The sequence below is a fragment of the Mucilaginibacter puniceus genome (genome assembly GCF_054783175.1).
The window spans coordinates 1,168,312-1,192,302 of the sequence record NZ_BAAGRB010000001.1 but is presented as its reverse complement, the minus strand read 5'-3'; the positions used below and the strand labels follow the sequence as shown (position 1 = coordinate 1,192,302).

The following is a 23,991-nucleotide window of genomic DNA, read 5'->3' as shown; positions in this document are numbered from 1 at the left end:
ATTTTTATTTCATAGATAATTAAACACTTGCATATGCTTTGTTTTCGTCTATTAAAGGGACTATCACACCTAAAGGTTCTAATTTACACGCACATACTTTAAATTCTGGTATTTTTGAAACCGGGTCTAAAGTGCCCGATGTAAGTTGGTTAGCAGATTTTTTGCCCGGCCAGTGGTACGGAATAAAAACGGTATCTGTACGGATGGTTTCCACAATATTGGCTGGAAATTCCGCCTCTCCTCTACGGGTTGACACTTTAACCATTTCTCTTTGACGGATCCCATATTTTTCGGCAAGGTCCGGATGAATCTCCAATAAAGGTTCTGGGTATTGTTCTACCAATTTACCGATCCTTCTGGTTTGTGTACCGCTTAAATACTGCGATACTACCCGTCCCGTAGTTAATACTATGGGATACAGATCATCCGTTATTTCTCCGGGATCGCGGTATTTTACCGGATTGAAGTGAGCTCTTTCATCAGGAGTTGCAAACTTTTTATCTTCCCATAAACGAGGTGTTCCGGGATGATCTTCTGAAGGACAAGGCCAAAAAATGCCCATATTATCTTCTACCTTTTTGTAAGTTATTCCATAGTAATCGGCTGTGCCTCCTTTTGATGCGACTCTCAACTCATTAAAAATCGCCTCACTATTTTCATAGGTAAACTTATCTTCTGCTCCCAAGCGCTTTGCCAGTTCTAAAATAATGGAAGTATCTGTACGAGCCTCTCCGGGTGGCGTTACCGCCTGTCTTATTCGTACTACACGGCCTTCTGCCGTAGTCACTGTTCCCTCTTCTTCTTCCTGTAAAGAACCTGCCAAAACTATATCTGCATGGCGGGCTGTTTCATTCAGAAAAAAATCTATAACTACATAAAATTCAAGCTTCTCTAATGCTTCTCTTACATAATTATTGTTAGGAAGCGATACCAGGGGATTAAAACAGATAGATAGTAATCCTTTCACTTCACCACGGTGGATAGCATCAATGAGTTCATAGGCAGTATGCCCTTTACCCGGTAGTTCTGGTTCAGGGATTCCCCAGACACCTGCTATATATTTTCGGTGTTCCGGGTTTGTTATGTCTCTGTTTCCCGGAAGTTGATCACACTTGTGCCCATGTTCCCTTCCACCTTGCCCGTTTCCCTGCCCGGTAATGGTTCCATAACCGCAGTAAGGTTTACCTATTCGTCCGCTTGCTAGTACCAGGTTTATACATCCCAGCACATTGTCTACTCCTTTCGAATGATGTTCTATTCCACGGGCATGCAGTAAAAAACTAGTATTTGCCTTGCCCCACAGTTCAGCGGCTTGTTTTATTTTTTCCTTTTCAATTCCGGTTATTTCCTCGGCCCATTCCAACGTATAATCTTTAACGGCCTCTATGGCTTCGGCAAAACCGGAAGTATGATTATTAATGAAATCATGATCAACCATATCATGATCTACCATGTACTTAAGCATGGCACCGTATAAAGCCGAATCTGTACCCGGTTTTATGGGTAAATGTAAATCTGCCGTACGTGCCAGTGGAATTATTCTGGGATCTATTACAATTAATTTTGCTCCGTTATCGCGGGCTCGCCATATCCACCAGGTAAGGGTGGGGAAAGTTTCACTGATGTTGGCTCCGCACACCATGATCACTTCTGCATGTTCAAGATCAGAATAGTTATTAGATGCACGGTCAAGCCCAAAAGCTTTTTTGTTACCGGCCCCAGCGCTTACCATACACAGTCGACCATTATAATCGAGATTTTTGGTTTTTAACGCTACTCTGGCGAATTTTCCTACCAAATAACTTTTTTCATTGGTTAATGAAACCCCTGATAATACAGAAAAAGCATCCTTACCATATTTCTCTTGTATTCGCTGTATTTCGGAAACGGTTGTTTCCATCGCTTCGTCCCAGTTGATTGGTTTAAAACCCGCACCTTCAACACGTTTAAGCGGTTGCATAAGGCGGTCCGGATGATTATTTTGAAGATAGCGCTGTACTCCTTTTGGACACAAACGACCCTCGTTATAAGGAAATTCCATCCATGGTTCAAAACCTACTACTTTATTGCTTTTAACTAGCAATTTGATACCGCATTGCATTCCGCAAAAACAGCAGTGCGTTTCAACAACTTTGTCAGGTTCATCACGTCCATCATATCCTTCCCTTGGGGGATAATTAAGGTGTGGTCCAAATTGCTCGATAATCTTATCCGGAGATACAGGAAGTAATGCCATAAAAATTAATTAATAAGGTTATTATCCAAACAAACTACCACTCTCTTGGCGTGCTTTTAAATGAGCTTTGGCCAAGATTGATCGTTTGCCTTCCGGACTATAATCAAGATGAGATTTGCCATTTTCTAATGTAAAATCAAATCCTAATTGTTTGGTAACTATTTTTAAATCGTCTACGTGTAATTGAGTAGCAAATTCTTTATTAGTATGAGGGCACACAGCCATTCCTTTTTTCATCCCTTCGCGTTTATAGATATGAGCGCCAATTTGGGCGGGCCGTTGTATGATGTGAAAAAACTTTCCGAAAGGTATCCAGATTAAAAAAATAATAACTGTTATTGCGTGAGTCACGGCCATAAAATCATAGGCAATACCTTTCATGAATTCGTAATCGTACGTTAAGCCCAATCCGGTAACAGAGATGGCAAGAAGCATAATAAGCGGCAGTAAATCTCCTTCAAATGTCTGAGTAGCAATGAGTCCGCCTTTAGTTAACCTGCGATATAAGAAAATTAATACACCGGCAATAACTAACCATGAGCACCAGTTTAGGGCATGGAAAATCAGGAAGGCCATGATGGAACCTAGCTCAAAATTCATCATGTTAAAGCCGAAAAAATGCGCCTCATAAACAGCCGTTGATGCAGGATCAACACCGCTGCCGGGTGCCATAGTAAAATGTATCCAGCCAAATGTTAGTGGAATAGTAATAGCAAAGGCTGCCGTACAACCGAAAGCCATCATAAAATGTCCTATCCATCTTGTTCTTCCGCGAGGATAAATGAATTTTTGAAAAGCAATATTCTGTACCCCTTCTTTAACTATTAAAACAAAGTAAGAAAAGATACCTCCCGTAAAAAAAAATTGCCAGCCACGTTTAAAATACATCCAGGTGGGCGGACGCTGAAGCCAGACAGAGTATCTGTAAACTACTCCAAAAAAGGCGAATACAGTTCCGAACAGATAAGCGATAAGAGCCGCATCAAAATTTTGCAGTTCTCTAGAACCATAAAATACAGTAATGGTCAAAACTAAGGATAGAACTACCGCAATTGTTAATGCTTTTTTATCAATGTTTAATTTCATACCATTATAATAGGTTACAAAAATATCATCAAAGGAGTATTTATTAATAATGATGGTCATCTCAAAAAATGATTAACATCATGTTATTACATCAAATTTAATAATAGTTTAGCTCAATTGTATTATTAAAAACATATAAATGGAAATTACTGTAAGCTCTAAATCTCACAAGATATTATTTTTAAATACGCTGGCATTCACCGTTTGTTTTTCTGCCTGGATGCTAAACGGGGTATTGGTAACCTACCTCACAGATAATGGAATTTTTGAATGGAATATGGTTCAGATTGGCTGGCTGCTGGGTATTCCTGTTCTAACGGGTTCTCTTTTCAGGCTTCCTGTAGGGATGCTGACAGATAAAATTGGCGGAAAGTGGGTATTTGTTTTCTTGTTAATATTCTGTTCAATTCCAATGTTTTTACTATCGAGGGCCAACGACTATACTATGTTTCTGGTTTTGAGTTTTCTATTTGGCTTTACGGGAACCAGTTTTGCTGTTGGTGTAGGATATACTTCTGTTTGGTACCCTAAACATTGGCAGGGACGGGCCTTAGGGATTTTTGGGGCAGGTAGCGTAGGAGCCGCCTTAACTTTGATATTTGGTCCTTCTTTATTGAATAGTTTGACAAATGGAGGTGCCGATCCAGAAAGGTGGAGGTGGCTTCCCATTATTTACGCTTCCATATTGCTGGCAACAGGTTTATTGTTTTTGCTTTTTGCCGACAATAAAAAGCCAGCAACTTCCGGAAAATCCGTTACTGCAGTATTATCTACATTAAAGGAAATAAGAGTATGGCGTTTCGGCCTCTATTATTTTCTCGTATTTGGTTGTTTTGTTACCTTTTCTCAATGGCTTGTCCCTTATTTCATGAATGTATACCAGGTTAATCTAATAACGGCAGGCTTTTTTGCTGCCTGCTTTAGCCTTCCTACAGCGCTTTTCAGGGCGGTTGGGGGATGGCTTTCTGATAAATACGGTGCAAGAAAGGTGATGTTCGCGGTCTTGAGTTTTACTATCATTTTAGGTTTTTTACTTATGGTTCCGCGTATGGAAATATCATCACCAGGATCAGGGTTAATGGCTACAAAACCCGGTAAAGTAATCGCTGTAACCAAATCCTCTATTCAGGTTGATAATAAATCGTATCCTATTATTGGAAAAACTAATAAGTTTGAAAATGCAGATAAAAAAATTCTGATTTTACCCACAAAAGAAAGTTGGCACGAAGTTTTGGTAAAACCAGGAGATATGGTAACCAAAAAGCAATTGCTTGCTCAGGGTAACACCCGCATATATTTTCAGGCCAATATGTGGGTATTTATTTGTCTGATTATGCTAATAGGAATGACCTGGGGAGTTGGAACCATTGCCGTTTTTAAACATATTCCTGATTATTTTCCTGATCAGATAGGCATGGTGGGTGGTATGGTGGGCTTGATTGGTGGTATGGGTGGCTTTGTAGGTCCTATACTTTTTGGTTATTTATTGAGTATCACCGGCTTATGGACCAGTGCATGGATGTTTATATGTATTCTTTCTTTGATATGCATAATTTGGAGACATCAGGTAGTTACAAGTGATGAAAAAAAGCGAAACGGTACAGTCAAGTAAATAATATAACATTCTTATTTACTATAAGCTATTTATCTGGCATTAGGTTTCCCTGCCACTTTATTGCGTTGAGATCATTCTATAACATGATTTATATCATATTTTAAACGCCTGCGCGTGTCCATTTTTGTATCATGGAACTCACAATCAACGCGCAAACAAAAATTAGCCAACTACTCGAAGTTGACTGTGACCTAGTGATCAATACCCTGATTGGTTTGAACAAAAAATTTTCCAAACTAAGAAACCCAGTACTGCGCAATTTGTTGGTTAAAAGAATAAGTATCGCCGATGCCTGCAAGATCTCAAAAACCGACATCGCTGATTTTATGTTGAGTATGAAACAGATCGGGTTCCAAATCGCGGAAGAGACACCAGTAGAAAATATGCCACAGGTATTAATCAAACCATTCCAAGAATCATTAAATTATTTCGAACTCGATGTACGACCCATATTAGCACAAGACAAAGACCCCCTAAAAGAAATTTTGGCAAGTGTCAAGAAACTTAAGGATGGTCAGGGACTAAAACTCATCAATACGTTTGAGCCCCTGCCATTGATCCATTTGTTAGCAGACAAGGGGTTTTCTTACCGGGTTGAACACACCCATCCAAATATGGTCGTTACTTATTTCAGTAGATTAGCAAATGCCCTGGATAAGACAGTGACTGTTTCTTTAACAGAACCAACGATCGATGATGAACAATTTGATCAGATACTGGTAAGCTTTGATGAGGATAGCGTTAAATACATAGATGTGCGTAACCTGGAAATGCCAAAACCAATGCTGGCCATTCTGGAGCATACTCCGAACCTGAATTCAGGAAGTGCCTTATTTGTATATCACAAAAAGATTCCGGTATACCTGCTCCCAGAGTTGGAAAAACAGGGATTGACCTATGTCTTTAAAACAATAGGCCCTGCCGATATCAACATGCTGATCTATAAAAAATGAGCGGGATCAAACAGAACCCTGGCCTTTATAAAATCGTGGTGACCCATTATGTGGCCGCCGCGTTTTGCTTTTTAATCCTGACGGTGATGATGTTATTTTCGGTGAAAGCATTTACCGGGCATTATTTTCATCCGCAAATTCTGGCTATTACCCATATGGCAGCCCTGGGTTGGGGAACGATGATCATTCTTGGTGCGTCTTACCAATTGATCCCTGTTGTGCTGGAAACAGACCTGTACAGCGAGAGGCTGGCCTGGATTAGTTTCGCACTCTTTCTGCCGGGACTAATTGCCCTTGTCTATTCATTTTGGGTATTTGTGCCTAGTATACATATGCAATGCGGGGCGATATTATTGCTTTTGGCCGTCAGCTTATTTACAGTTAATGTGTACTTGACTGCGAAAAAGAAAAAACAAGAGACTATCCAGGAGGATTTTATTTTCAGCGCATGTATCTGCCTTTGCCTCACCGTCGCTTTAGGTGCGGCTTTAGTATTTAATTTTACCCTGCCTATATTTCCACAGGATCATTTACATTTTCTGAAAATTCATGCGCACCTTGGACTGATCGGATGGTTCCTGCTGATGCTGATTGGTGTAAGTACAAAATTGGTGCCTATGTTCCTGGTGTCTTCCTATCAAAACACTAAACTACTCTCGTTCAGCTATTACCTCATCGTCGGCGCGTTGCTATACTTCCTCGTTGATTCTTATCTTTTCGGCCTCAGTTTTAGGACTTATTTGATATTTACGATCGGGGCTGTTGGGATAGCCTGCTATTTTTTATTCATTTTAAAATGCCTTCGGTCGCGGTTAAGAAAACATATTGATTTGCCGATGCTGAACAGTTTCCTGTCTTTTATCCTGTTAAAAATCGCCACGCTCACTGTTCCATTCATTATCTACTTCCACCTCAAAAACAATCCAGTTACCATTCGCTTTTCGATGATCTATGGTGAATTCATGCTAATGGGCTGGATCACCGCGTTAATATTGGGCCAAACCTTCAAGACACTGCCTTTTATTGTTTGGGTAAAGCACTACGAACACCTGACGGGTAAGTTCAAAACCCCAATGCCCGCAGACCTTTTTGCTGATAACCTACTAAAGGCACAAACCGTGTCCTACCTGATTTTTTGCCTGACTTTTATGCCCGGCTGCTACCTGCTGTTCCTGCCGCTTATCTATATTGGGATAGCTGCGTTGATGGTTACCGCCATGCTGTACCTGTCTAACATCTTTATTGTACTATTTCATAAAACTATAACTTATGGCGAGCTTTGATATTACCGACCCGCTCTCATTTTTGAAAGAGCAAATGATGGAAACGCTGCGGCTGGTGATAGATCCGGAACTGCATATCAACATTATTGATCTGGGTTTGGTTTACGGAATTGAAATAGACGCCACGAAAAAGCTGGTTAAAGTTGAAATGACTTTATCTTCACAGTATTGCCCAATGGGCGAAAGCATTGTATCCGCGGTTAAAAATTGTATCGAGGGCCATTATGATGGTTATGCAGCCACCGTTGAACTGGTTTGGGAGCCGGTTTGGTCCTATGACAATATATCCGATGAAGGTAAACGATTGTTGGGCATGTAATGAAATGGTATTCCACCCTGAATTACCCCCGATGGGCAATCGTCAATTTTATCGTCCTGAGCATTTTCGGAGTACTGCTGCGTTACATGCAGCTTTACGATGTACCCGTACTCGATTACCAGTTCATCATTCACGCTCATTCACACTTTGCTTTTTCAGGCTGGATGTTTTTTTCCATCGCCTTATTAATCGGCACGTTGTGCAATGGCGGCAAATTAAGTTCCGGCTTCAAAATGATACTTCTCCTGGCACTCGTAAGTGCCTATGGTATGCTGGCCAGCTTTTCATGGCAAGGCTATAAACTGGTTTCCATTGGTTTTTCGACCCTGTTTGTACTGGTGACCTTTTGTTTTACTTATCTAGTCTTTAAAAGCAATTTATTAAAGGATAGCGTGAATATGATAGCCTTTAAAATTATACGAGGCAGCCTCATTTTGCTCTGCCTATCTGCGCTGGGGCCTTTCGCTTTAGGGCCACTTGCCGCGGTAGGGCTGCAACATAGCCCGCACTACCATAATGCTATTTATCTTTACCTGCATTTTCAAATGAACGGGTTTATGTTATTGGCTGTGCTGGGGCTATTGGCATCAGCTCTGCCGGTTAGGCCCGCAACTGTAAATCAGGGCCGTTGGCTAAACATTTTTATCTTTTCTACAATACCGCTGTATTTTATTTTCACCTTATGGGGTAAACCCGGTAATGGACTGTGGATACTGGCTTGTATTGGCGCAGGTTTAAACCTGGTCAGCTGGCTGGTTTTATGTTTTTATTTCAAAAGTCATTGGCGCCATCTTTCTTTTCTTGAAAAAGCCGCGCTCATAGCCCTAACCCTCAAATGTATTTTTCAGTTATTTGTCTGTATTCCGGCTATAGGCAATTGGACCTTTCTCAACCGAAACCTGATAATTGGTTATATCCATTTGCTTACCCTCGGAATTCTCATACCACTGCTAATCGGCCAATTTATCAGAACAGGTCTGATCAAATCCTGTAAACTAATTACTACCGTGAACATTCTTTATATCATCCTAGTCGTGGTCTATCTCAGTCTCCTCTTTATCCAGCCTGTATTGTCCCTGTTTTTAGTGTTTATTCCGGGCTATCAGTTCCTGTTGTTTTTACTTTCCATTTCGTTTATCCCAGTTGGTATTTTACTGCTTTTTAAGGTTCAACGTATCGTCTAAATATCCATTATGTGATGATAATCACTTTTTTAGTAAACAATAAAAGATATATTTATCTTTTATTGTAGTCGTTCTGTTTAATGATCATTTTTTACTATACTTATAATGAAAGTCGCCAACTCCGAAAAAAAAACTACCGTTTATACAGCTGAAGAAGCCTACCAGCGATCACTGGAATATTTTAAAGGCGATGAACTCGCAGCAAGAGTGTGGGTAAACAAATACGCCCTAAAAGATTCCCGGGGCAATATTTACGAAGCTACTCCGAATGACATGCACCATCGTATTGCCAACGAGATCGCACGGATAGAGCAGCACTATCCTAATCCCTTATCGGCAGAAGAAGTGTTTGAACTGATCCGTGACTTTAAGTATATTATCCCGCAGGGCAGTCCAATGACGGGTATTGGTAATCCTTACCAGGTAGCTTCACTTTCCAATTGCTTTGTGATCGGGAACGATGGCGAAGCCGATTCTTATGGTGGCATATTTAAGATAGACCAGGAACAGGTACAACTCATGAAAAGACGGGGCGGTGTAGGTCACGACCTGTCGCATATCAGGCCGAAAGGCTCGCCTGTCAAAAATTCAGCACTTACCTCCACCGGTATTGTACCTTTTATGGAACGTTTTTCTAACTCCACGCGAGAGGTCGCCCAGGACGGGAGGCGCGGCGCACTGATGCTTTCTGTAGCTATCAGGCATCCAGATGCGGAGGATTTTATAGACGCTAAAATGGAACAGGGCAAAGTGACCGGGGCTAATGTATCCGTACGCATCGATGATGCTTTCATGAAAGCAGTAGAATCCGGATCGGCCTACTCACAGCAATATCCTGTGGATAGTATTACGCCGAAATATGAAAAGCAAATTGACCCTCGACGCTTATGGCAAAAGATCATTCATAATGCTTGGCGCTCGGCAGAGCCCGGCGTGTTATTTTGGGATACGATTATCCGGGAATCCTTACCCGATTGTTATGCCGACCTGGGCTATAAAACCGTTTCAACCAACCCCTGCGGTGAGATACCCTTGTGTCCCTACGATTCCTGCCGTTTACTGGCTGTTAACCTGTTTAGTTACGTAGATCGTCCTTTTACCGAAAAAGCTGCTTTTAATTGGGAACTATTCAAAAAACATATCCACGCGGCGCAGCGCATCATGGATGATATCATTGACCTCGAACTGGAAAAAATCGACACGATCCTCGAAAAGATCACCGCGGACCCGGAGGATACGGAATTAAAACGTACGGAAACAAACCTGTGGCTAAATATCCGTACCAAAGCTCGCGACGGCAGAAGGACAGGTATCGGCATTACCGCCGAAGGTGATATGCTGGCTGCGATGGGCTTGCGCTATGGGAGTGACAAAGGATCAGCGTTTGCCGTACAGATACATAAGACCATTACTATTGAAGCTTACCGGGCGTCTATAACAACAGCAAAAGAAAGAGGTGCTTTTACCCTATTTGATGCCGACCGTGAAAAAAACAACCCTTTCATACTTCGTTTGAAAGATGCAGATCCACAGCTTTATGATGAAATGTTGGCGCATGGCAGGCGAAATATTGCATTGCTCACCATTGCCCCTACTGGTACGACAAGCCTGATGTCGCAAACCAGTTCAGGTATCGAGCCTGTATTTATGCCCGTTTACAAACGCAGAAGAAAAGTTAACCCAAGTGATAAGGATGCACGCGTTGATTTTGTGGATGAGGTAGGCGACTCATGGGAAGAATATGTTGTTTTTCATCATCGCTTTAAACAGTGGATGACCGTGAACGGCCATGATCTTAACAAGAATTATTCGCAGCAGGAACTGGATGAATTAGTGGTGCTGTCGCCTTATCACAAAGCTACTGCCAATGATGTTGATTACCTGAAGAAAGTAGAGATGCAGGGACAGATCCAGCAATGGGTCGATCACTCGATAAGTGTTACGATTAATATGCCTGCGGATGTCACAGAAGAGATAGTGGGGCAACTTTATATGGCAGCCTGGAAAGCAGGCTGTAAAGGCATCACGGTATATCGTGACGGTTCACGTTCGGGTGTCCTTATCGCCAATACGAAGGATAAAACAGAAAATGCTGCGGAAGAAGAAAAAGCATTTCCGGTTGACAGGCCGCCGGTACTGGATGCGGAGATCGTCCGATTCCAAAACAACAAGGACAAATGGATCGCATTCATTGGGTTAATTGACAGTAAACCCTACGAAATCTTTACAGGCCTCTCCGATGATGAAGATGGTATTCTCATCCCGCGGTGGGTGAATGACGGTCTGATCATCAAGAACAAAGACGGCGATGGCATTTCCCGCTATGATTTTCAGTACCAGAACCGATACGGCCACAAAACTACAATCGAAGGGCTTTCCTACAAGTTCAACCCGGAATACTGGAACTATGCCAAACTGATTTCCGGCACCTTGCGCCATGGCATGCCGATCGAAAAGGTAGTAGACCTGGTAGGTAGCCTACAGCTTGACGAAGCGATCAATACCTGGAAAAACGGCGTTGCTCGTGCCTTGAAAAAATATATACCTGATGGCACCGAAGCAAAGAAACAGCAATGTCAAAACTGCAACTCAACCAACCTGCAATACCAAGAAGGGTGTCTGACCTGTAAAGATTGCGGATCTTCTAAATGCGGGTGATTTCTAAAATAAATTTTATTGTGATCTGGAATATTACTTAAAAGTGACGCGCGTCACTTTTTTATTAAATAATAAAAGATAAATTTGTCTTTTATTATTTAACACTTAAAAAAATGGAAGTATTAGACATTTTAGACGTAACCGTGATCGAACCGCGGTTTAAACATCCTACGATCTTTGACAAGTTCGATTCCCTATTGGCCGGCGAGGCATTTATTATTCACAACGACCATGACCCTAAACCGTTATACTATCAGCTTTTAGCTGAAAGAGGACAGGTATTTAATTGGGATTATCTGGAAAATGGCCCGCAAGTATGGCAGGTTAAGATTGCCAAAAAGACCGAGGCGGAAAACACTGAAACAATCGGTGAGATCGTGGCTAAGGACTATCGTAAGGCGCAGGTTTTTAAAAACATGGGCATTGACTTTTGTTGCGGCGGTAAAAAGACGATAGCGGAAGTTTGCGAGAAAAAGGGTATAGACCCGGCAGAAGTAGAACGCCAACTGGCTACCGTTGAAGGTGAAGCCGCCACCAATAGCGAGAATGATTTTCAAAACTGGGACCTTGGCTTCCTGAGTGACTACATTATTAATACCCACCACCGTTACGTACGTGAGAATACCCAGTTTATCCTGGAAATCGCACAAAAAGTAGCCCGCGTACATGGAGAAAGACACCCTGAACTTATCAAAGTGGCTCAAATATTCGAACGGATCGGGAACGACCTGACCCTGCACATGGTCAAAGAGGAAAAACTATTATTTCCTTTCATTAAAGAGCTTGCGCAGGTTTACAATTCCGGGGCTTTACTACCTTCAGCAAACTTCGGAAAGATCTCAGAACCGATACAAGTAATGGATTCCGAACATGAGCAGGTAGGCGGGGATTTTGAAACCATACGGAAGATAACAGCTAACTACCAGTTGCCGGCGGATGCTTGTAGCTCCTATACCATCCTATTCAAAAAGCTGGAAGAATATGAAAACGACCTTCACCGTCATGTACACCTCGAAAGTAATATCCTGTTTCCGAAAGCTATTCAATTAGAAAAGGAATTATCTTAAAGGATAAATATATATTTTAGGTTTGTAAATCAATTCCAGGAAAATGATACTATCCAAATCGTGTGAATATGCTATCCGGGCCACCGTCTACGTTGCTTTAAAAAGCAGAAAGAATGAAAAGGTCGGCATTATAGAGGTAGCAGAAGCGATCGGTTCGCCCATGCATTTTACCGGGAAGATACTGCAAACCCTGGTTCGTAAAAAGATACTTTCATCGGCCAAAGGGCCGACCGGTGGCTTTTATCTTGAAAACGGGCATTTGCTCTTCCTGATCGACATTGTCAGGGCGATCGATGGCAACGGTCTATTCTCAGCTTGTGTACTCGGATTAGAACGCTGCTCGGAAACGCAGCCATGCCCGATGCATGAGCAGGTCAAACCCATCAGGGAACTTTTATTGAACGAATTTAGTAAAAAACCGGTGGCCGAACTGGTATCAGGATTCGGTGCGAACGGGTATTTTTTAAAATAAAAAATTTGTATTAATAAAAGACTTTGACATCTTTTATTAATACGATATAAATCTTAAAATAAGTAATTAATAGAGTAGATTTGGTTATTAAATGTGATTTAAATCATATTTATTACTGAGAGCGGTCACCTGGCTGGCCCGGAATTAGCCATAATTTTAACTCAACTAAAAAATCAACAAGATGAAAAATCCAAAAACCTTAATTATTGCCGGTTTGCTTGCGGGAATGACCCTTTTGTTTGCCTGCGGACAGTCCAACGGCGGATCAGAGACGGAGTCAACTTCAGCGGAGCCGGCAGCAGCTGCCGCGACCGCGGATATTGATCCGGAAGCAAAAAGTGACAGTAAAGGTATCGGCAAATTCAAGGACATTAAACTTGAAGCGATAGATCCGGCAATGGCCGATAAGGGCAAGGCTATTTTTAATGCGAAATGCTCCGCATGCCATAAGGTAACAGAACAGAAGATAGTAGGTCCGGGATTGAAGGATGTCACCAAAAGACGTACCCCTGAATGGATCATGAACCAGATCACCAATCCGGTTGAAATGACACAGAAAGATCCGATTGCCAAAGCATTGCTCGAAAAGCACCTTACGCAAATGACTTTCCAGAACGTAACGGATGATGAAACGCGCCAGCTACTGGAATACCTTAGACAAAATGATAGTAAATAACCTTAACTCTCAAAGATCATGAAATTTTCATATCATAAATTACTGGTACCGGCACTAGCATTGTTAGCTGGCAGTACCATTTATAGCTGTAAACCGGGTAAGGTAAATTCTTCACTGGATGAAGATGCTGCAAAAAAGGTATATGTAGCCCCGGGCAAATACGATGAGGTATACGCTTTCTTATCAGGCGGATTTAGCGGCCAGGTAGCTGCCTACGGTATTCCGTCTGGCCGCTTGTTAAAAGTAATCCCGGTATTTTCTCAAAATCCTGAAAACGGCTATGGTTATTCGGAAGAAACTAAACCGATGCTGAATACTTCACACGGTTTCGTACCATGGGATGACTCTCACCATCCTGAACTTTCAAAAACAAACGGTGAAGATGACGGCAGATGGCTATTTATTAACGGGAACAATACTCCGCGTATAGCAAGGATTAACCTGGCTACTTTTAAAACTGTAGAAATACTCGAATTGCCAAATATTGGTGGTAATCATGCCTCGCCGTTTTGTACAGAAAATACAGAATATGTAGTAGGTAACACCCGCTTTAGCGAGCCGCTTGATAACAGTAACGGTGATGTACCCATTGATAGCTACAAGAAAAATTTCAAGGGAGCCGTATCTTTTGTTAAGGTTGATAAGGACAAGGGAGACATGAACCTTGCATTCCAACTGATTGTACCACCGTTTAATTATGACCTCGCGCATGCCGGCAAAGGCCCCTCACATGATTGGATATTTTTTACTTGTTATAATACAGAACAAGCGAACACCCTATTAGAGGTAAATGCGAGTCAGCGAGATAAAGATTTTATAATGGCGGTTAACTGGAAAAAGGCGGAAGAATTAATAGCTGCCGGAAAAGGCACTAAAATAACTGCCAAATATGCGCACAATGTTTATAACGAAAATTCGCATACCGCTACGTCAGTTATGGAAACAGGGACGCAAACATTGGATGTTACCAAATTTCCCGGCCTGGTTTATTACATGCCTTGCCCGAAATCTCCGCATGGCGTTGACGTAACCCCTGATGGAGAATACATGGCGGCCAGCGGTAAACTTGCAGCTGTGATTCCTGTTTTTTCCTTCAAAAAAATGCTTGCTGCAATAGACAAAAAGCATTATGATGGAATGATCGACGGTGTATTGCCTGTGTTAAAGTATGAGGATGTTCTCCATGGTGAAGTTAAAAAACCCGGTCTGGGGCCCTTACATACTGAATTTGATGGCAAGGGCTATGCTTATACCACCATGTTCGTATCATCCGAAGTAGTGAAATGGAAGATAGATAATCTTGAAGTTATTGATAGGATTCCTTCTTATTATTCTCCCGGCCACTTATCAATTGTTGGTGGGGATTCAAAAAAACCGTTTGGCAAGTACTTGCTTGCACTGAACAAAATTACAAAGGACAGATATCTGCCAACCGGACCTGAATTGGCACAGTCATGCCAGCTGATAGATATCACAGGAAATAAAATGAAGCTTTTGCTTGATTTTCCAACTATTGGCGAACCACATTACGCACAAATGATCCCGGCGGAAAAGATCCTTAAAAACCAGGTAAAATTCTTCAAACTGGAGGAGAATAAAAATGCGTATGTAACTAAATCCGAAAAAGATACAAAAGTAGTAAGAAAAGGCAACCGCGTTGATGTCTATATGACGGCTATACGTTCGCATTTGGCACCCGATAATATTGAAGGCATCAAAATTGGTGATGAAGTTTATGTACATATAACTAACCTGGAGCAGGATTGGGACGTACCGCACGGTTTTGCGATCAAAGGGGCAAGTAATGCAGAATTACTGATTATGCCTGGTGAAACCTCCACCCTAAAATGGATTCCTGGTATGGTCGGAATTATTCCTTTTTATTGTACTGACTTCTGTTCAGCGCTTCATCAGGAGATGCAGGGCTATTTCAGGGTATCACCTGCGGGTTCCAATGTACCCATTAAATTTTCTATCGGTGAGAACCCGGTAACACAATAATTATGACTTCAGCGTATAGTGTCTGACAACACTATACGCTTAGGTTAATTCCTCAATCATGAAAACGCACACAAGAGTATTGATCGCCGTCAGCTGTTTACTGATGTTGAGCGCTTATTTTCTTCCCTTATGGCATGTTTTATTAGATGCTCCGCAATATCCGGAAGGTCTTGAAATGAAAATTTGGCTGAACGGACTATCGGGAAGCATCTCCCAGATCAACGGCCTGAACCATTACATTGGGATGAAATTTATTTCGGTGGACGATTTCAAAGAATTTAAGATCCTCCCGTATGTTTTCGGCGCACTGACGCTGATCGGCATTACCGCTGGCATCATCAAAAACCGAGGGCTTTTATGGACATGGTTCATTGGTTTGTGTCTGTTCGCCATCGTTGGCTTCGGGGATTTTTATATGTGGGAATATAGCTACGGTCACAATTTAAATCCTCATGCTGCTATCAAAGTAGAGGGGATGAACTACCAGCCACCACTTTTTGGTTACAAACAATTGCTCAACTTTACTGCCGGATCCTTACCCGATACCGGGGGGATCTTAGTAGGGGTAGGCGGTTTACTTGCAGCAGCCGCATTGTTTTATAAACCGCGTCTATCGCCAAAAAGGTCCAAATGAAAAGACTGCAAATAATCTTCCTTCTGCTGTGCTGTCTTTTGACCGCCTGCAGCCATGCCCCCGAACCAATTCAATATGGTAAAGATGCCTGCGCACATTGCAAAATGACGATCATGGATAAACGATTTTCCGCCGAGTTGATCACCGTAAAGGGAAAAGTATTCAAATTCGATGCGACTGAATGTATGTCCAGTTTTTTAAAGGAAAACTCCGCCATTACTAACAATGCGAAGAGCGTTTTTTTAGTCAGCGACTTTACCCGTCCCGGACAATTCACGGACGCCCGCAAATGTTTTTTTCTCTGGGATAGTTCAATAGCTTCGCCTATGGGCGGTAACCTGGCGGCTTTTTTCTCCAGGCCAGCAGCGGAAGCCGAAAAAAAGGATAAGTCGGCCGACATTTATACCTGGTCACAGCTGTTAAAAAAAAGTAAATAATGAGATTGTTTGCCGCTAAAATAGGTTTGATGCTGCTGATATCTATACCGGCACTGGCGCGAACGATCATCGTGGCTCCCCAAACTAAGGTCGCTTCATTAAAACAAGCGGTAGGGCTTGCACAAAACGGTGACACGATACTGGTAAAAAAAGGTCTCTATGTGTGCATGAACACCCTGATTGATAAAGAAGTGACCATTTTAGGCCAGGACCACCCCATCCTTGATGCCCTTTTCCAGGAAGAGGTAGTGACGATCAGTTCCAGCCATGTTAAACTGGACGGGTTTATCATCAAAAATTCTAAAACAGGTTCCATGCGTGACTTTGCCGGTATCCGGCTGAGTAATGTAGAATTTGTAACCATCAGTAACAATACGCTTATTAATAATTTTTTTGGGATTTATTTGTCCAACTGTAAATATATCCAGGTATTGCATAACCGCATTACCGGTTCCAATAACATCGAAAACTCCGGAAACGGTATTCATTTGTGGAAATGTAAAGAAGTGCTGATCCGAAGCAATTATGTTACACGGCATCGGGATGGTATATATTTTGAATTTGCCAAAAAATGTATGATAGAAGATAACTTCAGTGAAAAAAATATCCGATACGGCCTACATTTTATGTTCTCTGATGATGATACCTATCGCCATAACACCTTTAAAAACAATGGATCCGGCGTCTCCGTAATGTACACCCGGCGCATTGTTATGCTGAATAATACATTTATCCAAAACTGGGGAAGCTCAATCTATGGCGTACTTTTGAAAGAAATTACCGATGCCAGGATCGAAGGCAACCATTTTATCCGGAACACCACCGGGATCTATATGGAAAACTCGGATCGTATCACTGTCACGCACAATGACTTTGTTTCCAATGGCTGGGCCATGCGCATATTGGCCAGCTGTAATAAAAACTATTTTACACAAAATAACTACAAGGGGAACTCTTTTGATGTGACCACTAACGGCACGTTGAAGGAAATCTTTTTCAATGACAACTATTGGGACAAATATGAAGGGTATGACCTGAATAAAGACGGCACAGGCGATATTCCCTATCGCCCGATAAGCTTATACGCGCAGATCATTGAACAGAACCCGCAAAGCGTGATGCTGATGCGCAGCTTCATCGTCAACCTGATCGATAAGGTAGAACGCGCCATTCCTTCTATAACCCCCGAATCTGTTAAAGACGAAAAACCAAGAATGAAACCATGGAAAAGATAATCGCAGTAAAGGGCCTCAAAAAGTCATTTGGCCGGTTAGACGTGCTCAAAAATGTGAGCTGCGATTTTGATGGCGGCGGCGTGGTATCTGTCCTCGGGCCAAACGCCTCAGGGAAAACAACCCTGATTAAATCCATCCTCGGGATGGTTATCCCCGATGGCGGCGAAATATTGTTTAAAGGCAGTTCCATCCTGAACACCTTCGATTATAAAAGGCAAATCGGGTATATGCCTCAAATAGGGCATTACCCCGATAATATGAAGATCGGCCAGCTATTTAAGATGGTGGCGGATATCCGGCAGCAGGAAGCTTTGGACACCGATTTACTGAAGGCCTATCAGTTGGAAAATATGTATCAAAAAACTATGCGCACGTTGTCTGGTGGAACACTGCAAAAAGTAAGTGCAGCCTTGGCGTTTATGTTTAACCCCGATGTATTGATCTTGGATGAACCCTCTGCGGGCCTTGACCCGCTTGCTGCCGAGGCGCTGAAGGAAAAAATACTGGAGCAAAAGTCAAGGGGTAAGCTAATCCTGGTAACCTCGCATATTTTGAGCGAAGCGGACGAGATATCCGATCATATCATGTACCTTTTTGAGGGACAGATCAAATTTTATAAAACCTTAACTGACCTGAAACAGGAAACCGGCGAACAAAAATTAAGCAGGGCATTAACGCAAATATTAAGCTTACCATTATGTTAAAGATCGCGAAATATATCATCCTCGATATCGTACGCAGCAAAGTATTGCTGGCTTACACGGTGCTGTTATTAGCGATCAGCCTTACCATCTTTCTATCCGATGCGGACGTAACCAAGGGGCTGGTGAGCATCACAACGGTTATCCTGATCATTGTTCCGCTGGTAAGTATTGTTTATGCCACTACTTACTATTTCAATGCTGCTGAATTTACCGAGATGCTGGTATCTCAGCCCATTAGCAGGCGCAATATTTTGCTGGGTAAATTTATCGGTATCAGCAGTTCCATCCTGCTTGCTTTTATTATCGGCGTATGTTTGCCGATTTGCCTTTTTGCTTTTTCTGCCACCGGCATCACCTTAATGGTATCCGGATGCTTGCTCACCCTTAGCTTTGTTTCCCTGGCTTTCCTGACCTCAACAATTACCCGTGATAAGGCCAAAGGAATAGGCCTGGCCTTAATGCTATGGTTTTATTTTTCGATCATATTCGATGGCCTGGTTTTACTATTCCTGTACACCTTCGCTGATTATCCGCTTGAAAAAGCGATGATCGTTTTGACTGCACTTAATCCTATCGATCTTGCCCGGATATTGATCCTGCTCCAACTCGATATTTCTGCTTTAATGGGCTATACCGGGGCATTATACCAGCAGTTTTTTGGGAGCGGGGCCGGGATCGTATTTTCGCTGTTGATGCAGTCGGTTTGGATTATTGTTCCCTTATTTTTTGCGCTGAGAATTTTTAAAAAGAAAGACCTATAATGAAACAACTTACAATAATCCTCCTGTTATCTGCCACTTTTTTTATGGGCAATGCCCAGGGCTTACATCAACAGGTACCAGCTTCAGAAAAACTGGTACTGAATAACGGTGCAAAATGGAAGGTGGACAAGCCGACCAGTAACAATGTTACCAACCTTCAGCGGGTGATTAGCACGGCTGCTGGCAAAACTGCCAAATCGTTACCTGATTATCGAAAAACAGGAATAACATTGCAACAAGGAATAGCCAAAATGATCCGTGAATGCCGGATGAAAGGGTCAGATCACCAGGCCTTACACAAATGGCTTGAGCCTTTGATGGAACAGGTTTCTAAGCTTAACCGGGCATCCGACGCGACAGTAGCGGCACGATCATTTGATACAATCATAGCCCAATTGAATCTTTTTAATCAATATTTTCAGGAATAAACATGTTAAAACAGTTAACAGCATGACTTGATCTTCTCGGTGTTAACCGTTATTACCCCCGGCTGTTTGTTTATGCAGGTCTTAAATTAAAAAGCTTAATTGCCGCTAAGCTTACCCGTTTTCAAAGCGGCCTGATTTTTCATCAATTCTGATCCGGTAAACGATGAGTTTAACAGAAGTACCGACGTCACTTTCTTTTTCTGTGATGCCGTGTGAGGGATGTCCACTGGGACTGCTAACCAGTGGCATGACCCGGTGAATAATACCCTGCATGGCTTGCTGCTTTTCTTCGATATCCGTAATTTCTTCATACGTACCATTAATAATGACGCTTTGCCAGCGAAACACGTTTGGATATTGTCCACCTCGAAACAGACGTTTGAATTTTCGCGCATCATCCTGATCTTTTTTCCTTCCGCAGAATGTCCGTAGATAAAGCCCTTTCGATAGACATAGTTGACCGGAACTATATAGATTTCGCCTTGTGACTGACAGCCAATCCTTCCGGTGACCTGTTCTTTTAATAAATTTTCAATCTCTGATTCATTTAGTTGACCTAACATTGCATTCGAGCTTAATAATTTAAAAATATTTTCAGTAATCGTTCCTGTTAGGGAGCGCCAATAGTTTCATAACTCAATGCTCCGTTTACTATTCTTGCAGGCGCTGTGTAAGGGTGTTCTTCATCTTTTCCAATACCCATTATGTGCATTACTTCCCAACCGCGAACCTTTAAATAGTCGGAAACCATGGAACGGTGACAACGCCACCATACAGCTTCTGAACACATATATGCCGTACGTTGTTTTAATGCATTTCTTTCAAGTTCTATTATTCCTTCTTTAAAAACATCGGTTTCCATATAATCAGCATATCCCCGAAAAGCCATGTGCTTCCATCCCGTATTTTTCGAATCGGGTTTTACTTTTCTTCTTCCGCCAAGATTTTTTAAATAAACGTATTTGACGTTGTGTTGAGGTAAAGAAATCTCCAGTGCTTCTTTATTGTATTGCGGAAATTTACGAGAACCGGGAAAACTCCTTATATCCGCAACTAATTCAATATGGAATGAATTAAGCATAGCAATAAACTCCGCTAAAGAACGGGTGGAATGTCCAATGGTCCAGATCGTATTATTTTCTTCTTTCATCATATTTTTGTATGGACTTTTCCCATATTTAGACGACAATCAGAATGTGGCAGAAGTTTATTATATGGATTTAATTTTCATCTGTTATCTGAAAAATCATTCCATCCATTTCTTTATTAATTCGCAACTGGCAAGAAAGTCGGCTGTGTACATCGGCATGAGGAAGGGTATCCAACATATCCAATTCCTGGTCATTAGGCGGAGGAAGGTTCTCCGCTCCTTTGAGCACTTGTACCTGGCAAGTTGCGCAAAGCGCTATTCCTCCGCAGGTAGCCAGGATATCATATTCAGCGGCCTTTAAAACTTCCATCAGGCTTAAGTTCATATCGGTAGGGACTTCCAAAGCAGTTTGCTTCCCGTTTCTATCTTCAATAGTTATTTTAATCATCATTAAAAAGTAGGCACGCCATAAACAGTGGTGTATTTAAAACTTAATTTTTTATCAGGATAAACATATTTAAAGGCACTTTGCGCCATCAGGGCAGCTTCATGAAAACCACATAAAATCAATTTTAATTTACCTGGATAGGTATTGATATCGCCAATTGCATAAATGCGCGATATATTTGTTGAAAAATCTACCGTGTTTACTTCAATTGCCGATCTGTCAATCATCAGTCCCCATTCAGCAATCGGCCCAAGTTTCGGGCTTAAGCCGAATAGCGGGATAAAATGATGCGCAGGTAAGGTTGTAATTACATTATCCCGTGCTGAAATGGAAACCGACTGTAAATGTTCTTTTCCATCTAGAGCCATGACGTTAGATTGAAGTATTAAATCAATTTTTCCTGCTTTTGCCAATTCAAAAACCTTTTCCACAGAGTGTGGCACTCCACGGAAAGTATCACCACGATGAACCAGAGTTACCTTAGCTGCCGTGTTTGCTAAAAAAATCGTCCAGTCGAGTGCTGAATCGCCTCCGCCAGCTAAAACTATTTCCCTGTCACGAAATAGTTCAGGATCTTTTATCATATAAGCTACGCCCTTTCCTTCAAATTCAATCAGACGGTCAATATCCGGCTTACGCGGTTCAAAGCAACCCAACCCACCAGCAATTACTAATACCTGGCAATGAATCTCAGTGTGATTGTTGGTTCTGATGACAAGGGAACCATCGGGATTCTGGGTTACTGTTTCCACACGTTCACCTAAAGAGAAGCCAGGATGAAACGGTTTAATTTGCTCCATTAACTTATCGACCAGTTCCTGTGCTTTAATTTCCGGATACCCTGGAATATCATAAATTGGTTTATGAGGATAGATTTCTGATAATTGTCCGCCCACCTGCGTCAGCACATCCACTACATGACAGCGCATTTTTAATAAGCCCGCTTCAAAAACGGCAAATAAACCAACTGGCCCGGCCCCAACAATGCAAATGTCTGTCGTGATCATATTATCCTTGTATTAAAAAGCAAATACTGTCTTCTTGCGCTTCAACTGAATGCGGTACATTAATAGGAATATCTATTTCATCAAATTTGTTCAGGTTAAGGGCAACATTTCCTTTTCGATAAACGACACTTCCATCTACAATAACCAATTTGCTTGTTATGTTTGTTTGATGTTCTTTTAAAATCATTCCCTTTTTGAAGCCTAATACAAGTACCTTGAAATGTTCGCCGCGCTGTAAAACTTTGATAACCGGGGAGGTTGAATTTTCTAATTGTTGTAAAACTTTCTGAATAATCATCTTTTTGTTTTTTATGTAACTTTAACAAACGGAAGCCGGGTTAGGGTAATTGTCGGTTTGATCCTCATCAACATTATCCAAACATTGAAAGTCTTTTTCAATTAAAAGGGAAAGCTTATTGTGAATGCCATCAAACCCGACCTTCTCCGGTGCTTTCCATTCTGTCGCCATTTGTTCCGGCATATATAATGTTATGGTGTTTTGCTCAAAACTTGCGCTAAGTGCAGACCCGCTATACTTTTTTAAAGCGTAAACCAATTTCTGCGTACCAAAATCAACAGTTTCCTCCAAATAGCTTGTTTTTATAAACTGCTCTACGTCTGTTTTGCTCATTCTGTATCGAATTGAGTTGCCTTTTATCCTTATTTTCATAATTTCTTGTCGTTAAGCCGCATTATTTGCCGTTTTTTTGTCAACAATAACCAATTTGCTTGTTATGTTTGTTTGATGTTCATTTTAGATTACATGCTTGCCGCGCTGCAATATTTTAACAACTGCGAAGGTTGAATTTTTTCTAATTTCGGTAGAACATCTTGTATAATCATTTTGTTATTTTTTAGAGTAAAACCTCCACTTTTAATCCATCGAGATGTCTGTCAACCAATATTTGGCAGGATAAGCGAACCTTTTTATCTGTATGGCCTGCCCGAAGCAGCGTTATGTCTTCATTACGTTCATAATAAGATAACCCGCCGCAACTGCTGATAATTTCAACAAGGCAGGTTCCGCATTTGCCCATACCCAAACATTCTCCAAAACCCTCCGTGTATATTTTGTCATAGATAAGCATCATCAGGCTTCTGTACTCATTTGTATAAGTTTGAATCTCATAACTTTCTCCACCATAAAAAATAAAAATGACTATATCTTTAACTGGAGCACTCACCATATCAATCTGCTTTATCGTTCTTATCAATCCAAAATTCATCCGGATATTTTTCTTTAAAAGGTTCCTGATTTTGCCTCGCTAAAACCTCACCAATATTTGATAAAACCGTTAAGGGTAGCACTGTTTCTAAGTGAGGAAATAGTATTCTTTCCTCAAAACGGATATGTTTGATTAATTGTTCTGCGAATATGCTGTATTCTCCTGCTGCTTCATTTTCATAATGATTTAAACCGTTCAGCCGGTTCTCCAATATCCGGTGTTCCACTCCAGCCTGCTGACATAACGGATCATCGATAAACAACAAGGTTTCCTCCTCCTGGAAATGTTCTTTCAAATGATGCTCCCAAAAAAAATTAATATATTTTTTTATCCGGTAGAGTTCTACATTTCTCTTTAATCCTTCTTTGATCTTCCAGCAAAAGAGTAATCCAGCATGGTGGTCTTTGGAAAGCGTTAAAAGATGCTTACTGCGCTTGATCGGTTGAGCTGTCATTTGCTTTTTATTAAGTC

The 23,991-nt window shown here is 41.6% G+C and carries 26 protein-coding genes and 1 pseudogene; 16 read left to right on the top strand and 11 right to left on the bottom strand.

The genetic code is table 11. The features are described from left to right. Positions 1-19: 19 nt before the first annotated feature. Complete coding sequence (locus tag ACYVJ6_RS05705; protein ID WP_460693064.1) at positions 20-2,236, bottom strand: molybdopterin oxidoreductase family protein; 2,217 nt, start codon at positions 2,234-2,236, stop codon at positions 20-22. A gap of 21 nt (positions 2,237-2,257) precedes the next feature. Continuing rightward, a complete protein-coding gene (locus ACYVJ6_RS05700; protein WP_460693063.1) occupies positions 2,258-3,382 on the bottom strand; it encodes an MFS transporter in 1,125 nt (374 codons plus the stop codon). Between the two features lie 79 nt (positions 3,383-3,461). Between ACYVJ6_RS05700 and ACYVJ6_RS05695 the strand changes: the two genes are divergently transcribed. The 16 genes from ACYVJ6_RS05695 (at position 3,462) to ACYVJ6_RS05620 (ending at position 19,749) form a co-directional block, all read left to right on the top strand. Next, the gene (locus ACYVJ6_RS05695) at positions 3,462-4,934 is read left to right on the top strand and encodes an MFS transporter (RefSeq protein WP_460693062.1); all 1,473 of its coding nucleotides are present in this window, start codon (positions 3,462-3,464) and stop codon (positions 4,932-4,934) included. Between the two features lie 134 nt (positions 4,935-5,068). Next, on the top strand, positions 5,069-5,890 hold the full coding sequence (locus ACYVJ6_RS05690; RefSeq protein ID WP_460693061.1) for a DUF2249 domain-containing protein: 822 nt from the start codon (positions 5,069-5,071) through the stop codon (positions 5,888-5,890). Continuing rightward, positions 5,887-7,173 (top strand): cytochrome C oxidase subunit I, encoded by a 1,287-nt coding sequence (locus ACYVJ6_RS05685; protein ID WP_460693060.1) that lies wholly within the window; start codon positions 5,887-5,889, stop codon positions 7,171-7,173. Before ACYVJ6_RS05690 ends, ACYVJ6_RS05685 begins: the two co-directional genes overlap by 4 nt. After that, entirely contained in the window at positions 7,160-7,492 is a 333-nt protein-coding gene (locus tag ACYVJ6_RS05680; protein ID WP_460693059.1) for a metal-sulfur cluster assembly factor, read from the top strand. Before ACYVJ6_RS05685 ends, ACYVJ6_RS05680 begins: the two co-directional genes overlap by 14 nt. After that, complete coding sequence (locus tag ACYVJ6_RS05675) at positions 7,492-8,676, top strand: hypothetical protein (protein WP_460693058.1); 1,185 nt, start codon at positions 7,492-7,494, stop codon at positions 8,674-8,676. Before ACYVJ6_RS05680 ends, ACYVJ6_RS05675 begins: the two co-directional genes overlap by 1 nt. Before the next feature lie 105 nt (positions 8,677-8,781). After that, positions 8,782-11,334 carry an adenosylcobalamin-dependent ribonucleoside-diphosphate reductase gene (locus tag ACYVJ6_RS05670; protein WP_460693057.1) on the top strand — a complete coding sequence of 851 codons (2,553 nt, stop codon included), beginning with the start codon at positions 8,782-8,784 and terminating at the stop codon, positions 11,332-11,334. A gap of 143 nt (positions 11,335-11,477) precedes the next feature. After that, complete coding sequence (gene ric / locus ACYVJ6_RS05665; RefSeq protein WP_460693056.1) at positions 11,478-12,401, top strand: iron-sulfur cluster repair di-iron protein; 924 nt, start codon at positions 11,478-11,480, stop codon at positions 12,399-12,401. A 43-nt stretch (positions 12,402-12,444) separates the two neighbouring features. After that, positions 12,445-12,873 carry an RrF2 family transcriptional regulator gene (locus tag ACYVJ6_RS05660; RefSeq protein WP_460693055.1) on the top strand — a complete coding sequence of 143 codons (429 nt, stop codon included), beginning with the start codon at positions 12,445-12,447 and terminating at the stop codon, positions 12,871-12,873. A 181-nt stretch (positions 12,874-13,054) separates the two neighbouring features. Next, positions 13,055-13,549 carry a c-type cytochrome gene (locus tag ACYVJ6_RS05655; protein WP_460693054.1) on the top strand — a complete coding sequence of 165 codons (495 nt, stop codon included), beginning with the start codon at positions 13,055-13,057 and terminating at the stop codon, positions 13,547-13,549. An 18-nt stretch (positions 13,550-13,567) separates the two neighbouring features. Further along, complete coding sequence (gene nosZ, locus ACYVJ6_RS05650) at positions 13,568-15,550, top strand: Sec-dependent nitrous-oxide reductase (RefSeq protein ID WP_460693053.1); 1,983 nt, start codon at positions 13,568-13,570, stop codon at positions 15,548-15,550. A 58-nt stretch (positions 15,551-15,608) separates the two neighbouring features. Beyond that, positions 15,609-16,184, top strand: coding sequence for a hypothetical protein (locus ACYVJ6_RS05645; RefSeq protein ID WP_460693052.1), 576 nt, complete (start codon positions 15,609-15,611; stop codon positions 16,182-16,184). After that, entirely contained in the window at positions 16,181-16,621 is a 441-nt protein-coding gene (locus ACYVJ6_RS05640; RefSeq protein WP_460693051.1) for a nitrous oxide reductase accessory protein NosL, read from the top strand. Before ACYVJ6_RS05645 ends, ACYVJ6_RS05640 begins: the two co-directional genes overlap by 4 nt. Then, positions 16,621-17,856 carry a nitrous oxide reductase family maturation protein NosD gene (locus tag ACYVJ6_RS05635; protein WP_460693050.1) on the top strand — a complete coding sequence of 412 codons (1,236 nt, stop codon included), beginning with the start codon at positions 16,621-16,623 and terminating at the stop codon, positions 17,854-17,856. The genes ACYVJ6_RS05640 and ACYVJ6_RS05635 overlap by 1 nt, the downstream gene beginning before the upstream one ends. Further along, positions 17,844-18,560, top strand: coding sequence for an ABC transporter ATP-binding protein (locus ACYVJ6_RS05630; RefSeq protein WP_460693049.1), 717 nt, complete (start codon positions 17,844-17,846; stop codon positions 18,558-18,560). Before ACYVJ6_RS05635 ends, ACYVJ6_RS05630 begins: the two co-directional genes overlap by 13 nt. After that, the gene (locus tag ACYVJ6_RS05625) at positions 18,554-19,321 is read left to right on the top strand and encodes an ABC transporter permease subunit (RefSeq protein ID WP_460693048.1); all 768 of its coding nucleotides are present in this window, start codon (positions 18,554-18,556) and stop codon (positions 19,319-19,321) included. The genes ACYVJ6_RS05630 and ACYVJ6_RS05625 overlap by 7 nt, the downstream gene beginning before the upstream one ends. Then, on the top strand, positions 19,321-19,749 hold the full coding sequence (locus tag ACYVJ6_RS05620) for a hypothetical protein (protein ID WP_460693047.1): 429 nt from the start codon (positions 19,321-19,323) through the stop codon (positions 19,747-19,749). Before ACYVJ6_RS05625 ends, ACYVJ6_RS05620 begins: the two co-directional genes overlap by 1 nt. A gap of 111 nt (positions 19,750-19,860) precedes the next feature. Here ACYVJ6_RS05620 and ACYVJ6_RS05615 read toward each other — a convergent pair whose 3' ends face one another. The 9 genes and pseudogenes from ACYVJ6_RS05615 to ACYVJ6_RS05575 form a co-directional block, all read right to left on the bottom strand. Further along, positions 19,861-20,097, bottom strand: a complete 237-nt coding sequence (locus ACYVJ6_RS05615) for a pyridoxamine 5'-phosphate oxidase family protein (RefSeq protein ID WP_460693046.1) — start codon at positions 20,095-20,097, stop codon at positions 19,861-19,863. Positions 20,098-20,159: 62 nt separating this feature from the next. After that, positions 20,160-20,312 (bottom strand): annotated as a pseudogene (locus ACYVJ6_RS05610) (pyridoxamine 5'-phosphate oxidase family protein); the annotation flags it as partial. 47 nt (positions 20,313-20,359) lie between these two features. Then, positions 20,360-20,902 (bottom strand): DUF488 domain-containing protein, encoded by a 543-nt coding sequence (locus ACYVJ6_RS05605; RefSeq protein ID WP_460693045.1) that lies wholly within the window; start codon positions 20,900-20,902, stop codon positions 20,360-20,362. Positions 20,903-20,969: 67 nt separating this feature from the next. Further along, complete coding sequence (locus tag ACYVJ6_RS05600; protein WP_460693044.1) at positions 20,970-21,287, bottom strand: 2Fe-2S iron-sulfur cluster-binding protein; 318 nt, start codon at positions 21,285-21,287, stop codon at positions 20,970-20,972. 2 nt (positions 21,288-21,289) lie between these two features. Then, positions 21,290-22,294 carry an NAD(P)/FAD-dependent oxidoreductase gene (locus ACYVJ6_RS05595; RefSeq protein WP_460693043.1) on the bottom strand — a complete coding sequence of 335 codons (1,005 nt, stop codon included), beginning with the start codon at positions 22,292-22,294 and terminating at the stop codon, positions 21,290-21,292. Position 22,295: 1 nt separating this feature from the next. Further along, on the bottom strand, positions 22,296-22,592 hold the full coding sequence (locus ACYVJ6_RS05590) for a cupin domain-containing protein (RefSeq protein ID WP_460693042.1): 297 nt from the start codon (positions 22,590-22,592) through the stop codon (positions 22,296-22,298). A 21-nt stretch (positions 22,593-22,613) separates the two neighbouring features. Continuing rightward, positions 22,614-22,964, bottom strand: a complete 351-nt coding sequence (locus ACYVJ6_RS05585) for a DUF7009 family protein (protein WP_460693041.1) — start codon at positions 22,962-22,964, stop codon at positions 22,614-22,616. Between the two features lie 184 nt (positions 22,965-23,148). Then, the gene (locus ACYVJ6_RS05580; protein WP_460693040.1) at positions 23,149-23,520 is read right to left on the bottom strand and encodes a 2Fe-2S iron-sulfur cluster-binding family protein; all 372 of its coding nucleotides are present in this window, start codon (positions 23,518-23,520) and stop codon (positions 23,149-23,151) included. Continuing rightward, on the bottom strand, positions 23,483-23,974 hold the full coding sequence (locus ACYVJ6_RS05575) for a hypothetical protein (RefSeq protein WP_460693039.1): 492 nt from the start codon (positions 23,972-23,974) through the stop codon (positions 23,483-23,485). The genes ACYVJ6_RS05580 and ACYVJ6_RS05575 overlap by 38 nt, the downstream gene beginning before the upstream one ends. Positions 23,975-23,991: the final 17 nt, after the last annotated feature.

Coding starts and splice junctions, on each gene's coding strand:
- ACYVJ6_RS05705 (WP_460693064.1), bottom strand. CDS start 2,236: ATGGCATTACTTCCTGTATCTCCGGATAAGATTATCGAGCAATTTGGA.
- ACYVJ6_RS05700 (WP_460693063.1), bottom strand. CDS start 3,382: ATGACCATCATTATTAATAAATACTCCTTTGATGATATTTTTGTAACC.
- ACYVJ6_RS05695 (WP_460693062.1), top strand. CDS start 3,462: ATGGAAATTACTGTAAGCTCTAAATCTCACAAGATATTATTTTTAAAT.
- ACYVJ6_RS05690 (WP_460693061.1), top strand. CDS start 5,069: ATGGAACTCACAATCAACGCGCAAACAAAAATTAGCCAACTACTCGAA.
- ACYVJ6_RS05685 (WP_460693060.1), top strand. CDS start 5,887: ATGAGCGGGATCAAACAGAACCCTGGCCTTTATAAAATCGTGGTGACC.
- ACYVJ6_RS05680 (WP_460693059.1), top strand. CDS start 7,160: ATGGCGAGCTTTGATATTACCGACCCGCTCTCATTTTTGAAAGAGCAA.
- ACYVJ6_RS05675 (WP_460693058.1), top strand. CDS start 7,492: ATGAAATGGTATTCCACCCTGAATTACCCCCGATGGGCAATCGTCAAT.
- ACYVJ6_RS05670 (WP_460693057.1), top strand. CDS start 8,782: ATGAAAGTCGCCAACTCCGAAAAAAAAACTACCGTTTATACAGCTGAA.
- ACYVJ6_RS05660 (WP_460693055.1), top strand. CDS start 12,445: ATGATACTATCCAAATCGTGTGAATATGCTATCCGGGCCACCGTCTAC.
- ACYVJ6_RS05655 (WP_460693054.1), top strand. CDS start 13,055: ATGAAAAATCCAAAAACCTTAATTATTGCCGGTTTGCTTGCGGGAATG.
- nosZ (WP_460693053.1), top strand. CDS start 13,568: ATGAAATTTTCATATCATAAATTACTGGTACCGGCACTAGCATTGTTA.
- ACYVJ6_RS05645 (WP_460693052.1), top strand. CDS start 15,609: ATGAAAACGCACACAAGAGTATTGATCGCCGTCAGCTGTTTACTGATG.
- ACYVJ6_RS05640 (WP_460693051.1), top strand. CDS start 16,181: ATGAAAAGACTGCAAATAATCTTCCTTCTGCTGTGCTGTCTTTTGACC.
- ACYVJ6_RS05635 (WP_460693050.1), top strand. CDS start 16,621: ATGAGATTGTTTGCCGCTAAAATAGGTTTGATGCTGCTGATATCTATA.
- ACYVJ6_RS05630 (WP_460693049.1), top strand. CDS start 17,844: ATGGAAAAGATAATCGCAGTAAAGGGCCTCAAAAAGTCATTTGGCCGG.
- ACYVJ6_RS05625 (WP_460693048.1), top strand. CDS start 18,554: ATGTTAAAGATCGCGAAATATATCATCCTCGATATCGTACGCAGCAAA.
- ACYVJ6_RS05620 (WP_460693047.1), top strand. CDS start 19,321: ATGAAACAACTTACAATAATCCTCCTGTTATCTGCCACTTTTTTTATG.
- ACYVJ6_RS05605 (WP_460693045.1), bottom strand. CDS start 20,902: ATGATGAAAGAAGAAAATAATACGATCTGGACCATTGGACATTCCACC.
- ACYVJ6_RS05600 (WP_460693044.1), bottom strand. CDS start 21,287: ATGATTAAAATAACTATTGAAGATAGAAACGGGAAGCAAACTGCTTTG.
- ACYVJ6_RS05595 (WP_460693043.1), bottom strand. CDS start 22,294: ATGATCACGACAGACATTTGCATTGTTGGGGCCGGGCCAGTTGGTTTA.
- ACYVJ6_RS05590 (WP_460693042.1), bottom strand. CDS start 22,592: ATGATTATTCAGAAAGTTTTACAACAATTAGAAAATTCAACCTCCCCG.
- ACYVJ6_RS05585 (WP_460693041.1), bottom strand. CDS start 22,964: ATGAAAATAAGGATAAAAGGCAACTCAATTCGATACAGAATGAGCAAA.
- ACYVJ6_RS05580 (WP_460693040.1), bottom strand. CDS start 23,520: ATGAATTTTGGATTGATAAGAACGATAAAGCAGATTGATATGGTGAGT.
- ACYVJ6_RS05575 (WP_460693039.1), bottom strand. CDS start 23,974: ATGACAGCTCAACCGATCAAGCGCAGTAAGCATCTTTTAACGCTTTCC.